This is a genomic window from Spiroplasma endosymbiont of Colias croceus (genome assembly GCF_964020095.1).
Lineage (GTDB): Bacteria > Bacillota_I > Bacilli_A > Mycoplasmatales > VBWQ01 > Spiroplasma_E.
This window is the reverse complement of record NZ_OZ026536.1, coordinates 52,721-67,079: the sequence shown is the minus strand read 5'-3', so window position 1 is coordinate 67,079 and position 14,359 is coordinate 52,721. Positions and strand designations below refer to the sequence as shown.

Here is a 14,359-nt window from a genome sequence, read left to right as displayed (position 1 = left end):
GAATTTAATTTGTCTATCATCATTTTTAAATGGTAATTTTGGAAATAAGTTACTAATATGATAATTAATTATTTCGTAAATTTGACAACCGTCCTATAATTTTTATCAATTAATTTAATTAAAATACTATCAGTATCTTTATTATATTTAAATTGAAAATTATATAAACTTAAAAGTGATGATGCTACAAGATTATTGCTTGTTTTTAAAACAAAAATTTTACCAACCCCAAATTTATCAATTGGTCCAGTATAAATTAATTTACCATATTCAATAATAGTACAATTATCAATAATATCTTTTGTTTCATCAATCATATGAGTTGTTAATAAAATAGTTTTTCCTTCTTTTTTTAAATCTTGTAAAACAGAAGTAAAAAATTTTCTTGATTCTGAATCTAAATTAGCTCCTGGTTCATCTAAAATAACTAGGTTTGGATCATGTGCTAGGGCAACAATTAACATAATTCTATTTTTCATTCCTGAAGAAAATGAATTTAAAGATTTATTACGTGATTCTCATAAACCAAAATTTTTTAATAATCTTTCTAAATTTATTAGTAATTTACTTTCTGAAATTATTGTTGTTTTACCTAAAAATTTCAAAAAATTATAAGCACTTAATCCTTGAGGAAAATTTTCTATATTCAAAGAATAACCTAAACTATTTTTTGAAAAAGTTGTTCCCGCTTTATAGCCATTAATGGTAATTAATCCTTCGTAATTACTTTTTGGAATAGCACCAATAATTGATTTCAACAGTACTGATTTACCACTTCCTGAACGGCCAACTAAAGCATGAATAGTTCCTTCAAATACAGTAAAGCTAATATTATTCATGTGAAATTTCTTAAATTTTTTACTATAGTTTTGAACATTAATTAAAATTTTATTTTTATCATTTGTTGACATAAATAGTCTCCTAACTAACTTATCCAATATTCTTTTTTAAGAAAAAACAAAATGATAAGAAAAATAAAACAATACACAACACACCGTAAAATAAACTAACAATCAAATTATTTTGTATGCTTGTAGTATTATTAACATCAATTTTATATTCGCTATTTAAATGAAAAGTAAAAACAGGATAACTAAATAAAGTATTTTTTTGAACATTAAAATCAATACTTGATAAAGCTAATGGTTTAAATCAAAAATTACCATAATATCCCATATAATTTGTTCACATTTGGTTTCAGTGCTCAATAAAATTAAAATAGTTAATCAAAGTATATAAATTCATATTATTTTTAAATGCAATAAAATTTTCATCATTTAAAACTTTTTCTGATTTAACTTGATAATAAATTCATATTTGATTATAAATGTAATCTTCCACAGTTCTTAATAAAATATAAATTGGATTAAAAAAAAGATTATCATATTTGTTACGTAATGGACTGCTAAATTTAACATAATATCCACCATCTTTAAAAGCTCTTGTTCAATCATCACTAGTTAATGTTTTTTTATTACTACCTTCCTCAACATAAGATTTAGCAAGATCATATTCTAACAAATCGGGTATTTTTGATTTTTGTAAATAACAAAAATTATTAATTTCAAATTTATTATTATAATCTTCATATAATTGAAATAAATCTTTTTGAGTATCTTTATTAGATTCTTGAATCTTTTGTTTTAATTCTTTTAAATTAATAAAGTATTTATTAAAAACTAAAACTATTTTAACTGTTTTGCCATTAAAATCATTATGTCCATTTCAAACATCAATTTTACCTTCCATTTCACCACTATTAAATGAACTATTTAAAAGAAATCCTTCTTTTTTATAAAAATCTTGTCTTTTACTAATAACTTCTTTTTTATTAATATCTTGTAATTCATCAATTGTTAAACTATTATAAAAATCAGCAATATCTTTAGTTAAATTAGGATAACGAATTAATCCCATTTTATAATATTTATTAAATAACATTGCTTTTTTAATTTGTTTAACCAAATAAGGTCCAACACCTTCTTTAAAAGAAATTGGTAAATTTTCTGTTTTATTTAATGGCCGTTTAAAAAATGCGTATAAAGTATATTTTTTTGAGAGAAAAATATCTTTAATTGTTGGTATTATTATACCATACTATTTTTAAAAAATAAAGTATTTTAGTGTTTTATTTTATTAATAAAAACTAAAAATTCCTAACTATTTAGGTTTAGAATTATTTAATTTTATAACATTAACAAATAACTATATTTTGATTATTTATATGAGCAATTCTTGTATTTAACATATTTACAAATGTTTTATAATTATATGATTTTGCACCATAACCTTTTAAAGATTTAACTAAATGTGAAACAGTACTTTCAGCATGACAACCAATATTTCAATCTTTACCTTGATTAATAATTCCTTGTTCATTATTAGCAAAGTAATTAAATGTTTGTTTATCAACATTAGGTTTTAAAATATTAATTAATTCATTATAATTACCATTTTTAAAATTAAATGATGTATCAAAATAATTAGGTCAATTTGTATCAGATTTTTTCTTACCTTTTACATTAATAAATGCTTTTCATAAATATCTAATACCATGAAAACAATCTAATATATATTTTCCACCAAATCATTTTGCCATTGCTCTAATTCATAATGCACCATCTCCACCAATAATTAAATTATTATTTTGTCAAAATACATTAGTTAAATAATTAAGTTTAATATCATAATTATTAATAATAGTTTCATATACAAATTCATATACTTTATCTTGAGTTATATTATCACTTGGTTTAAAAATCATATATGCTCATATTTTATTTTGTAATTGATTCCTATTTTTATAAATATTAATTTTATGAGTATAAAGACTGAAAATTCTAATACAATATTTTTCTATTATTCCTTGTTCATTTGCTAAATATTCAAAACAATCATCCATATCAATATGCAAATAATCTTTAACTTCATATTTTTTTATTGGTAATTGTATTTCAATTTTTGTATTTTTTATTATATTACTATAAGTTTGTTTTGAAATTCCACAATATGGTAACATATCTTTAATATCAGATTGTCTTTTACCTTTATGTATTTGTTTAATTATAAATAATGTTAAATTATTAGTACAATTTTTATATTTAGGAATTCCTATTGCTTGTTTAACTGGAATTATATTTTCATTAGTTTCTAAATTTTTATATATTCTTAATGGAAGATAAGATTTTCCAAAAGGATTAATTAATAATTTCATTCTTCTTTGTATTAATTTAAATTTAGTTTTATCATATTTATTTTTATATCAATAATAATCATAATCTAATAAATCTTTATTATAATCTTCTAATTTTTGATTTGCATGTTGAATATCAAAAGTATCATAATCATATTTATCATTAATTCAAGGCATGATATAAATCCTTTCTTAAATTTATGAATTGATTATATGACTATTAAAATTAAATTGTTGTAATTTAATAATTTTAGAAATGATATAATTAATATATAAGTTTTAAATAAGGTGATTAATATGCCAGCAAAAAGAAAAGAATTAGGAAATTATGATGTTACGATTAGTAATTATTTAAGAACTAAAAATAAAACATTAACACCACAAGGATTAAATAATGCACTTGGAATTGATAGAAAATTTATATTTGATTGCCGACGCAGAAGTAATCCATGACAACGTAATTTTTTAAAAAGTTATGATAAAGCACGTAGTATTATTTCAACTCATATGTTAGAAAAAGCATTAGTAAAACCAGAGTTAATTTATACACATTGATTAAAATCTCATCCAAATGAATTTGATATTAATGAAGAAGATAATAACTCAAAAAGTAATATAATTATTAATATTTGTGAACCTAGAAAAATAGAAAATAATGATTAGAAACCTATAATAAATATAGGTTTTTTTCTTTATTTTAAAGGGAAAAAATGATATAATATATTAAAGTGAATATGTTAAATTAACATATATAAAAGTGACCTATTAACCAAGTGAATTATTAAAATTTAATAAAAGGGAGATTAAAAGTATGAGTGATTTTACTTTTGATGAAAAAGAGAATTATAGTTTAGATGATGTTAAAAATTTACTAAAACAACATAGAAATGTAGTATATGCTGAAAGTAAAAAAAATATTGAACCTAAATTAAGTGAATATGAAACAAAATTAAAAGAATATGAAAATAAAGTTAATGAATATCAAGAAAAAGAATTATTTAATGGTTTTAATGATAAACAATTAAAAATAGTTAAATCATTAATTAATACTGAATATAAAGAACTTGATAAACATTCTGCTTTAAATAAAATAAAAGAAGATTATGCAGAAATATTTAATAATAATTTACATAATAAAGAAATTAAAAAACAAGAAATTATTAAAAATGAAGAATCTAAACAAGAGTTTTTTAATCCAAAAACACTTTTTGAATTAGATAATAATATTACATCTAAAAATGAAGAATTATTAAAAAATACAGAAGTTGTTGGTGCAAAAACTAAACAAGAAATGATTAAATTTTTAGAATTTTTATTTAGTAAATAATTAAATATTTCTCAAAAGGAGAGATATTATGGCTATTCCACAAGTTCCAACTGGTTTAATTACTGGTGGTAATAATGGAAATAAAGCAATGTTAACTGCTATGGAAGCACAAGTAAAAGGTATACTTTATAATGATGAAAGTATGATGTTTTTAAAAGCAAGTGCAGTTGCAGAACAAATAAGTGAAATACCTGGAGCAGTAGAAGCATATTATCGTATTGCTGAACGTTTACGTTGAGGTTCAAAATATGATGTTGAAGTTGGAACAAATAAACAATGAACAACATTAAGAACAACTAGTGTTATTTTAGACCAAATATTAGTTATTGATTGAAGAACTGAAGATTTTGATATGAATAGATTTATGTCAAGTCCAATTGCATTAAAAGCAAATATGTTATCAATATGAGCAGAAAGTGCATTAAGAAATTATTTATTTATACAAGAATGTATTTTTTTACAAGGTATTAAAGATTATTGTATTGCTAAATCACAAGTAATTCCTATTAATATGTTAGAAATGACAGAAGATACAGCAAAATCAGCATTTTATCAAATTGGTGATAAAATGAATGAATTATTAGGAAATATAACTGAAACTGAAATTGGTACAAATGTAAGTGATTTTATTGGTGCATTAGGATTTACTCCAATGTTACAATTAACAAAAGCATATTTAAGATTAAATTATGGTCAAATTGCAGCAGATACTGTAGCAAGTGGTCAATTATATAAACAATCAGTATTTGGTATGTTTTTATATAAACATATGTTTTTAAATAAAGATATGGTTAAAGATACTAAAACTGGTTTACATTTAGAAAAAACATTTGATTTAAAAAAAGTATTAGGAGTTTTTGTACATAGAAATGCATTTGCACAACCTAATAGTTTTCAAAAAATTGTTAATTTAATTGATAATAATACATTAAATCAAAAAACATTAGGTAAAGCACTTTATGGTATAACAACAGCAATTCGTGGTTGATTATCATTTATTATTATGGAAAAAATGCCAACAGCTGATGAAATTAAAGAAGCTCAAAAACGTTGTTGAACTAATTGAATTAAATTAACTCCAGCAGAAAGAGAAAAATCACCAGTAACATTTAAAATTGCTGATTTTGATGATTTTAGAATTAGTTTAAATGATTTAATTTATTTTAAAAATTTAGGAAAAATAACTATGGCTGGTGATACACCAACTAATGATGAATTAGAAAATGCAATCATAAATGCTGGTAATGTTGGTTATGAAAAAAGTAAAGCAACATTTAGTAATATTACATCAACAAGTGCTACTATGACTGGTAATGATAAAGATTATATTGAAGAAATTGAATTAAAATTCTCTAAAAAATAATTATGGAATATATTTATAAATATTTTAATGAAAAAGCACATATTACTATTTATTCACCAAAGCCAGCAGATTTAACTACAAGTAATGATATTAGAGCAATTTTATTAGATGAATATCCTAAATTAAGAAATGATTATTTTATAGTAAGTGATGTACATGATAGTTATGCAATATGTGTTGGAGATAATATACATTGTGAAGGTAAAGTAATAATTAAAATAGAAAAACAAACTAATGTAGAAGGAGTTAATGAAAATGCCAATTTCTGACAATATACAATCAAATAATTATACTTTATTAAAGATAATTCGTTCTTCAATTAGTCCATTATTAGCAATGATTGGTACAAGTGCTTATTATGGTCAAGTAATTGCAAATCCAGTATTAGGTTCAATTAATAGTTTATTATTTGGTAAAAAATTAGGTTTAGATATTTGAAATTTAAATCAAAGACCAAACACTAAAACTAAATTAATTAATAGTTCTAAAAAAATATTATTAGGTTTAGGAACAATTGGTTTATCAAATTATGCTAAATTTACTACTAATTCAATTAATCCAAATCCTAATCCATTTCCAGATGATTTATTGTTTAGTAATTCTACTACTGATAATCATTTAATGGATTGAGATACGTATATTAGTTTAAATGCTTATGGTATTTCAAATCTTATTAATGGAATTACAGAATTAATTCCTAATAGATTTGAAACTATACGTAAAATAGCGAATATGGGTACTGGTGGATGTTTGATTAGTAGTGGTGTAGCTATGGGTATTAATAATGATTTTAATAATGCTTATGCAATACCTACCATAATTGCTGGTGCAAGTGAAATAATTCATAATTTATTACCTATGGAAACTATAAATCATATTGAAGAAATGCAAGAAACACCATTTAATAATGAAACTGCAAATCTTATTAATGATAGTATAAGTCAATATGGTGCTATTAGTGAAATTAGTGAATCAAATTTAAGATGAGATTATAGTCATATGAGTTTATAATGTTACCTTTAATTATTGAATGAATATATTATGCATTAGCAAGTAATGATATTAAATTAGCATTAATAAATGCTTTAAAAACTTATTATAAAAATCAATCATTAAAAGCAGTATTTGATAGTGAAAATATTAGTGAAAAAGAAATACATCAACCATATAGTGTTTTTAATCCAAATATACTTAAAAAATTAACAAGTATATTAAAACCAAGTGAATTATCTATATTAAAAAATGAAATTAATAAATTTAAAAATCCAATAAATAGTTTTAAAAATTCTATTATACCAACAGAAATTAGAACTGTTAAAAATTATGTAAATAAATTTAATAATTTATTTAAAGAAAATGAAGAAGAAATACCAGAAAATGCATGAGAAGTATTATCAAGTTCATGATTTAAAAAAGGAAGATTTATTGTTGATAATAAAAATTTAAAAATTGGAACTTTAACAACATTATTTCAAAGTGATAATGATAAAAGACAAATATGATATGGTCCATATACTTATCCAACATTTCCACAAGAAATATGAATATTAATGACACAAGCTAAAGGTAAAAATGGTTCTGGTGCTGGAACAATATTTTGAAAATTTTGAAATAGAAAATGATTACCAAGTCAATTAAGAAAATATGTTAAAAGTGAATTAGCTAAAAAAGGTAAGTATTACGGGTCTCAAGATACAAATGTAATTTATCCTAATAATATTAATGTACAAAAAACTATGCATTTTATTAATAGATTAGAAAAAGGTTTTTTTAAATTAAAAGAATATAAAACTTTATCTAAAAATGAAATTGGAAGTACACAATGAAGATATGAAAGAAAACAATTATTAAAAAATTCTTTACATACAAGAAAATATATAAAAATTAAACAAAATTCTAATTTTTATAAAACATGAAAGTAGGTGATAATTATTATTGAATTAGATAAACCAATTAAACCAATTGGTATATGAAATACTATTAATCCATTAAGTAAAGATAATAAAGAATATAAAAGATTAAATAAGATTTGATTTAATAAAAATAGTACTCATATTGATAAAATTAAAATTTTAATATCAAATATTTTAAAAATAACTAGTCATAGTCTTGGTATGTTTATAACATTATTTTTTACAATAACACCTTGATTAATACCTAAAATACCAATATCAATGGGAATAGGTAATTATACTAATCAATATAATTTTACTTGACCTGACCATTTAATATTAACGTTATTTCCTATGTTTGGTCATATTGGATTAAATTTAGTAACTAAATTAGGTAATTATGGAAAATTAATTAAATATGCATTGATAACAATACCAATTATTATTACAAGTCCTTATTTAATATATCAATATAAAAATATTAGAAAACATAAAAAAGAATAGACATATTCCGTAATTAAATTTTTTAAAAGTCAATTAATAATTTTAAAATTTATTTTATAATTTTGTTATTAACAATAAATTTAGAAAAGTGTTGATAAAAATGATTTTTGAAAATTTAAAAAAATTAAAAAATGAAGAATTTTATAGATATTTTGGTATAAAACGTTTTCATTTTAATGAAATGTTAGAAAAATTAATTGAAATAGAAAAATTAGAAAAAAATAAAGGTCGAAAAAATAAACTTTCAGTAGAAGAAAGATTAATGATGACTTTATTATACTGAAAAGAATATTATACTTTTTTTCAAATGAGTATTAAATCTAAAATGAGCCCATCAAGTTGTTTTCGAAATATTACTTGAGTAGAAAATAAACTTAGTAACCACAAAGATTACCAATTTTTAAAAGAAAGATATAAATTAAAAATTGATAAAAAACAAGAAAATTCAAATGAATTTCAATTTTATTTAATTGATTCAACTGAGATTGAAATTGAAAGACCAACTAAAAAAAACTACAGTTAGAATATTTTTCTGGTAAAAGTTGAATGTATTCTATAAAATTTCAAATTGTATATGATTTTTTTAATAAAAAAATTGTTGATATTTTTGCTGATAATGGTAAAGTGCATGATTTTCAAATATTAAAAAATTCAAATCTTGAATTTTCAGAAAAAACAATAATTATTGGTGATTTAGGATATCAAGGTATACAAAATATTTATAAAAATACAATAATACCAATTAAAAGAACTAAAAATAAAAAATTAACTAAACAAGAAAGAAAATACAATAAGATTGTATCTAAAATTAGAATTAAAGTTGAACATGTCTTTGCTTGATTGAAAAGATTCAAAATTTTAGTAAATAAATGTAGAAAATCTAAATTTAGACTTATGTACTTAAGATTTAACTTACTTTGTGAAATTTTTAATAAAATAAAACCATTAAAATAAAAAAAATATTAAAAATATTTTTTTAAAATTTAAATTTTTATCGAGTTAATATAAAAATATTATTAACAATTTTTTGTTTAAAATGTAAACTCATTTTTTAAACTATTTTTTCAAAAAATATTTATTTCTATATTCAATAACACTAAATAGTTTTAAAACAATTTTATTGACAATTAATTAAATTTAATTACGGAATATGTCCAATGTCATTTATGTAAACAACATTCAAATAAAATACAATTGGAGGAATAAAAAATGAATTTTTCAATAGAATTAATATCAGCAGTAATAGGAGGAGCAGTAGCTAGTGAAATATGTATTGCATTAGGATTTCTATTATTTGGTAAATCAATTATAAAATCAAAAAAAAGTAAATTAGCAAAAGAATTAAAGCAAGAAAAATTAATTAATTATATTACAAATAATATTAAACAAATAAATTCTCAATTACAATTAGAAACTACATCAGTTGCTAAATCTTTAGATAGTTTTAATAATAATGAAGAAAAAGAAGAATTAATTGAAAACCATATTATTAGTAAAAGAGCTTCTAGTAAAGAATTAACTGAAAAAGATAAGAAAAAAGTAACTAAAGCTAAATTTTAAAGTGTTTAAATACCCTTTATTTTACATTAAGGAGTAAATTATTATGGCTATTAAAGACCCATTGATGTTTATTACAATTGAAGAATTTAAAAATTGAAAAGGATTTAATAAATCATTATTTGATGAAGTTACAACACCAGATAGTGAAATTAGATATGCAATAGAAATTGCAAGTAGTAATATTGATTTTTTAAGTGGTTTTACTATTTCAAAAAAATGACCAGAAATAAATCCTACTAAATTTACAGATAATATTCAAACTGCAACTACTCATTATGTTAATTTTTTATTAGGTAAAGGTGTTGAATATGCACGTGGTCAAGCAAGTATTGGTCAAGGTGGTATTACTTATTCACAAAATAATCCAGAAGACCCTTATTATATTGTTCCACAAGTATTTAATTATTTAAAAGAAATAAATGAATATCCAATTATGCAAGGTTTTAATCTTAATGTTTCACCTAAACAAAATTGATTTAAAAAATTTATGGGTAATGGTGGTGAACAAAATCCATGAGAAATTTATTTACAAACTATTAATTTAAAATCATCAGACCCTAGAACTAAAATTAATATTACTCATCAAAAAAATATTATGGGTTCAGTAGTTGATATTGATACTAGGGGTATTAAATCATTTGATAATTTAACAACACTTGAATTATTTACAAAATATTTTAGTAATGATACTATGAAATTAGTTGATGGTAAAGAAGGTCAAGAAAAGAAAGTTATTAGTACAACTGGTAGTGGTGATGAATCATTATGAGAAGTTGATAAAGATAATCCTAATTTTATAAAGCCAAAAGATGATAAAGGTATTGATGTTAATGGTAGAAGACTTATTGATGTTGGAACACCTACTTTTGAAACTGACGCTACAACTAAAGAATATGTTGATAAAAAGCAAGATAAATTAATTGCTGGTGAAAATATTAAGATTGATGAAAAAACTAATACTATTAGTGCTACTGGTGGTAAAGTAGATTTATCTGATTATTATAAAAAAGAAGAAGTAGATAAAAAATTAGAAGATACAAAAGCACAATTTCCGATTGCATTTCAAATAAATGCTATTGGTCAAGAAATTCCTAATTTAGAAACTACTAATAAAACTGTTGTTGATGCTATTAATGAAATAAATAAAAAAGAAAGTAAAGATAAATGAGTTGCTGTTGGTAAAAGTCTTAATAATCGTACATGAACAGATTTTAAAATTCAAATTAATAAAACTTATAAAGTTATTATTACATGAGAAACTGAATTAGTAGGTTATCCAATAATGATTTTATTTAAAACTGCTAAAGCATTTAATACTGCAAAACATACTATTATTAATGGAAAAATTGGTAATGAAGAAGCTACATTAGATATAACAATTAATTCAAAAACATCAATTTTACAAATTAATGGTGGAGATATTAATTATGGAGCAATTCTTAGTTTAGAAATTAAAGAAAATGAATGAGATGTTGATTTAAGAGATAATGATTCACCAAATCCAAGAACTAATGAATGAAAAGAAGTAGGAGAAGTTATAACAGATAAAAATAATAATAATCAAAATTATATAAAATATATATTTAAAGATAAAACACATTATAGAATATATAGGACATATTCCGTAATTAAATTTAATTAATTGTCAATAAAATTGTTTTAAAACTATTTAGTGTTATTGAATATAGAAATAAATATTTTTTGAAAAAATAGTTTAAAAAATGAGTTTACATTTTAAGCAAAAAATTGTTAATAATATTTTTATATTAACTCGATAAAAATTTAAATTTTAAAAAAATATTTTTAATATTTTTTTTATTTTAATGGTTTTATTTTATTAAAAATTTCACAAAGTAAGTTAAATCTTAAGTACATAAGTCTAAATTTAGATTTTCTACATTTATTTACTAAAATTTTGAATCTTTTCAATCAAGCAAAGACATGTTCAACTTTAATTCTAATTTTAGATACAATCTTATTGTATTTTCTTTCTTGTTTAGTTAATTTTTTATTTTTAGTTCTTTTAATTGGTATTATTGTATTTTTATAAATATTTTGTATACCTTGATATCCTAAATCACCAATAATTATTGTTTTTTCTGAAAATTCAAGATTTGAATTTTTTAATATTTGAAAATCATGCACTTTACCATTATCAGCAAAAATATCAACAATTTTTTTATTAAAAAAATCATATACAATTTGAAATTTTATAGAATACATTCAACTTTTACCAGAAAAATATTCTAACTGTAGTTTTTTTTAGTTGGTCTTTCAATTTCAATCTCAGTTGAATCAATTAAATAAAATTGAAATTCATTTGAATTTTCTTGTTTTTTATCAATTTTTAATTTATATCTTTCTTTTAAAAATTGGTAATCTTTGTGGTTACTAAGTTTATTTTCTACTCAAGTAATATTTCGAAAACAACTTGATGGGCTCATTTTAGATTTAATACTCATTTGAAAAAAAGTATAATATTCTTTTCAGTATAATAAAGTCATCATTAATCTTTCTTCTACTGAAAGTTTATTTTTTCGACCTTTATTTTTTTCTAATTTTTCTATTTCAATTAATTTTTCTAACATTTCATTAAAATGAAAACGTTTTATACCAAAATATCTATAAAATTCTTCATTTTTTAATTTTTTTAAATTTTCAAAAATCATTTTTATCAACACTTTTCTAAATTTATTGTTAATAACAAAATTATAAAATAAATTTTAAAATTATTAATTGACTTTTAAAAAATTTAATTACGGAATATGTCTATATAAGTTATGGTGATTATACAACTAAAAAAAATAATAAAAATTATAGTTGACAAATAATTAATTTTTATTATCAATTAGATACAAGCGTTGTAAAAAGTAGTTTATGAATAGCAAATAATAACAATAACCAACAAACTGAAATTAATATTTATAACAATAGAATAATGTGGGGTATGGGTAGAGATTATATTTTTAAAAAATTAGAAGAATTACAGGAATAAAATTATGAATAAAGAATTTACTTATTTAAATGAAATTAGTTATTGATTATTAAATAAAAGTGATTTTACTCATAGTGAATATAATTTAAGTGGAAGTAGATATTCAAGTAAAACATATAGTATTGCAGAAGAATTAGCAATATTAATAGCAATTTCAATTAAAGTTAATAAATCAATTGCTATATATTGTTTTAGAAAATTAAATAAAGATATTAATGAATTAACTAAAGAAATTGATGAAGCTTTAATTAATATTGGTTTTGATTATAAAGAATATAATTTAAAATATCCAAATAAACAAGCAGATTTTCGTTTTAAAGGTAGTAAATCATTTATTAGAGTTATGGGTGTATATAGTAATAGTAATGATAGAATACCTTTAAAAGGTCTTTCTCGTAGTGAAATAAAAGGTTTTGATTTAGCAATTGAATGATGTGAAGAAGCAAATGAATTTAGTCAAGCAGAATTTCAAGCAATTACATTTGCATTAGGTAATGCTAAAAAAACTATTAAAATAAGAAGTTGTAATCCAGATAATATTTATCAATATTTTATTACTTATATGAATGAACGTGTACCTTTTAATTTAGAAATTATGAAATGTAATAATGAACAAATAAAATCAATAGAAGAAAATCAAATGTTTAAATTATTTCATTATTCAAATTGAAAAGTAAATTCTCATAATTTAAAACAAGATAAGATTAATAATCTTGAAGAATTAAAAATATTAGACCCTATAAAAGCACAAAGTTGATATTATGGAGTTCCTAGTGTTTTACAAGGGGCTATATTTGCAAGATATTTAGATAAAGTAAATACTGAATTAGATTTTCAAGTTTCTAAAATAACTGGTGGTTTAGATATAGGTATGGCAACAAGTAGTAGTGGTCATCCAACTGCAGCTTCATTATGATTTATTGGTGAAAATCATAATGGAAGAAGAGCACATAAAGTAAGTGAATTTTATCATAGTAATGCTAATATTAATGGTCAACCAGCAATGTATTTTAAAAATACTTATGAATTAGCAAATAGTATTATTGATTATTATTTAATTGAAGCACAAAAATATTTTGCTATGTTTAAAGGTTTTATTTGTTATGTTGATTATGGTAATGGTGGTCAAGCATTTATTGATGTTTTAAATGTAGAAAAAAATAAAAGAAATATGAATTGATTAAATTTTGAACCAGTAGATAAATCAGTAATGTATTTAAAAGATAGAATTGATTTTACTACTACTGGATTAATTAAAAATATATTAAGTTATGATTGAAATAATTGCCCAGAAACTAAAAGACAATATAGTTTAATTCAATGATTATCTAAATCTAAAATAGAAAATTCAAATAATGAACCTAAAATGTTAGATTTATATGATGATACTTGAGATAGTGATTGTTATGCATTAATGAATGATATGAAATGATTAATTGAACAAATAAATAATGAATTATTAATTAATAAAACTAAATTTGAATTTGGTAAACAATATAGTTTTATTAATAATAAGGAGTGATAA

The 14,359-nt window shown here is 21.0% G+C and carries 17 protein-coding genes; 12 read left to right on the top strand and 5 right to left on the bottom strand.

The features are described from left to right. Positions 1-68: 68 nt before the first annotated feature. The 3 genes from AACL24_RS00375 to AACL24_RS00365 form a co-directional block, all read right to left on the bottom strand. A complete protein-coding gene (locus AACL24_RS00375) occupies positions 69-911 on the bottom strand; it encodes an ABC transporter ATP-binding protein (RefSeq protein ID WP_339047922.1) in 843 nt (280 codons plus the stop codon). Positions 912-930: 19 nt separating this feature from the next. After that, positions 931-1,965 (bottom strand): hypothetical protein, encoded by a 1,035-nt coding sequence (locus AACL24_RS00370; protein WP_339047920.1) that lies wholly within the window; start codon positions 1,963-1,965, stop codon positions 931-933. A gap of 229 nt (positions 1,966-2,194) precedes the next feature. Further along, positions 2,195-3,370, bottom strand: a complete 1,176-nt coding sequence (locus AACL24_RS00365; protein ID WP_339047076.1) for an Mbov_0401 family ICE element transposase-like protein — start codon at positions 3,368-3,370, stop codon at positions 2,195-2,197. Positions 3,371-3,490: 120 nt separating this feature from the next. On the opposite strand from AACL24_RS00365, the gene AACL24_RS00360 reads away from it, so the two are divergent. The 11 genes from AACL24_RS00360 (at position 3,491) to AACL24_RS00310 (ending at position 11,481) form a co-directional block, all read left to right on the top strand. Continuing rightward, positions 3,491-3,856: a hypothetical protein gene (locus tag AACL24_RS00360; protein ID WP_339047074.1), complete on the top strand. Its 366-nt coding sequence runs from the start codon at positions 3,491-3,493 to the stop codon at positions 3,854-3,856. 148 nt (positions 3,857-4,004) lie between these two features. Next, a complete protein-coding gene (locus AACL24_RS00355) occupies positions 4,005-4,520 on the top strand; it encodes a hypothetical protein (RefSeq protein WP_339047918.1) in 516 nt (171 codons plus the stop codon). A gap of 28 nt (positions 4,521-4,548) precedes the next feature. Beyond that, the gene (locus AACL24_RS00350; protein WP_339047916.1) at positions 4,549-5,883 is read left to right on the top strand and encodes a hypothetical protein; all 1,335 of its coding nucleotides are present in this window, start codon (positions 4,549-4,551) and stop codon (positions 5,881-5,883) included. Positions 5,884-5,885: 2 nt separating this feature from the next. Next, positions 5,886-6,170, top strand: a complete 285-nt coding sequence (locus AACL24_RS00345; protein WP_339047066.1) for a hypothetical protein — start codon at positions 5,886-5,888, stop codon at positions 6,168-6,170. Beyond that, positions 6,139-6,894 carry a hypothetical protein gene (locus tag AACL24_RS00340; RefSeq protein WP_339047063.1) on the top strand — a complete coding sequence of 252 codons (756 nt, stop codon included), beginning with the start codon at positions 6,139-6,141 and terminating at the stop codon, positions 6,892-6,894. The genes AACL24_RS00345 and AACL24_RS00340 overlap by 32 nt, the downstream gene beginning before the upstream one ends. Further along, positions 6,894-7,805: a hypothetical protein gene (locus AACL24_RS00335; protein WP_339047061.1), complete on the top strand. Its 912-nt coding sequence runs from the start codon at positions 6,894-6,896 to the stop codon at positions 7,803-7,805. Before AACL24_RS00340 ends, AACL24_RS00335 begins: the two co-directional genes overlap by 1 nt. Beyond that, entirely contained in the window at positions 7,806-8,279 is a 474-nt protein-coding gene (locus AACL24_RS00330; protein WP_339047914.1) for a hypothetical protein, read from the top strand. 100 nt (positions 8,280-8,379) lie between these two features. Next, positions 8,380-8,802, top strand: a complete 423-nt coding sequence (locus AACL24_RS00325) for a transposase family protein (RefSeq protein WP_339045912.1) — start codon at positions 8,380-8,382, stop codon at positions 8,800-8,802. Positions 8,803-8,825: 23 nt separating this feature from the next. Continuing rightward, positions 8,826-9,233, top strand: a complete 408-nt coding sequence (locus AACL24_RS00320; protein ID WP_339045908.1) for a transposase family protein — start codon at positions 8,826-8,828, stop codon at positions 9,231-9,233. 255 nt (positions 9,234-9,488) lie between these two features. Continuing rightward, entirely contained in the window at positions 9,489-9,839 is a 351-nt protein-coding gene (locus tag AACL24_RS00315; protein WP_339047912.1) for a hypothetical protein, read from the top strand. A 43-nt stretch (positions 9,840-9,882) separates the two neighbouring features. Then, positions 9,883-11,481 carry a hypothetical protein gene (locus AACL24_RS00310; protein WP_339047055.1) on the top strand — a complete coding sequence of 533 codons (1,599 nt, stop codon included), beginning with the start codon at positions 9,883-9,885 and terminating at the stop codon, positions 11,479-11,481. 173 nt (positions 11,482-11,654) lie between these two features. Here AACL24_RS00310 and AACL24_RS00305 read toward each other — a convergent pair whose 3' ends face one another. Further along, on the bottom strand, positions 11,655-12,062 hold the full coding sequence (locus tag AACL24_RS00305; RefSeq protein WP_339045908.1) for a transposase family protein: 408 nt from the start codon (positions 12,060-12,062) through the stop codon (positions 11,655-11,657). Positions 12,063-12,085: 23 nt separating this feature from the next. Then, on the bottom strand, positions 12,086-12,508 hold the full coding sequence (locus AACL24_RS00300; RefSeq protein WP_339045912.1) for a transposase family protein: 423 nt from the start codon (positions 12,506-12,508) through the stop codon (positions 12,086-12,088). A gap of 330 nt (positions 12,509-12,838) precedes the next feature. Between AACL24_RS00300 and AACL24_RS00295 the strand changes: the two genes are divergently transcribed. Further along, a complete protein-coding gene (locus tag AACL24_RS00295) occupies positions 12,839-14,359 on the top strand; it encodes a hypothetical protein (RefSeq protein ID WP_339047053.1) in 1,521 nt (506 codons plus the stop codon).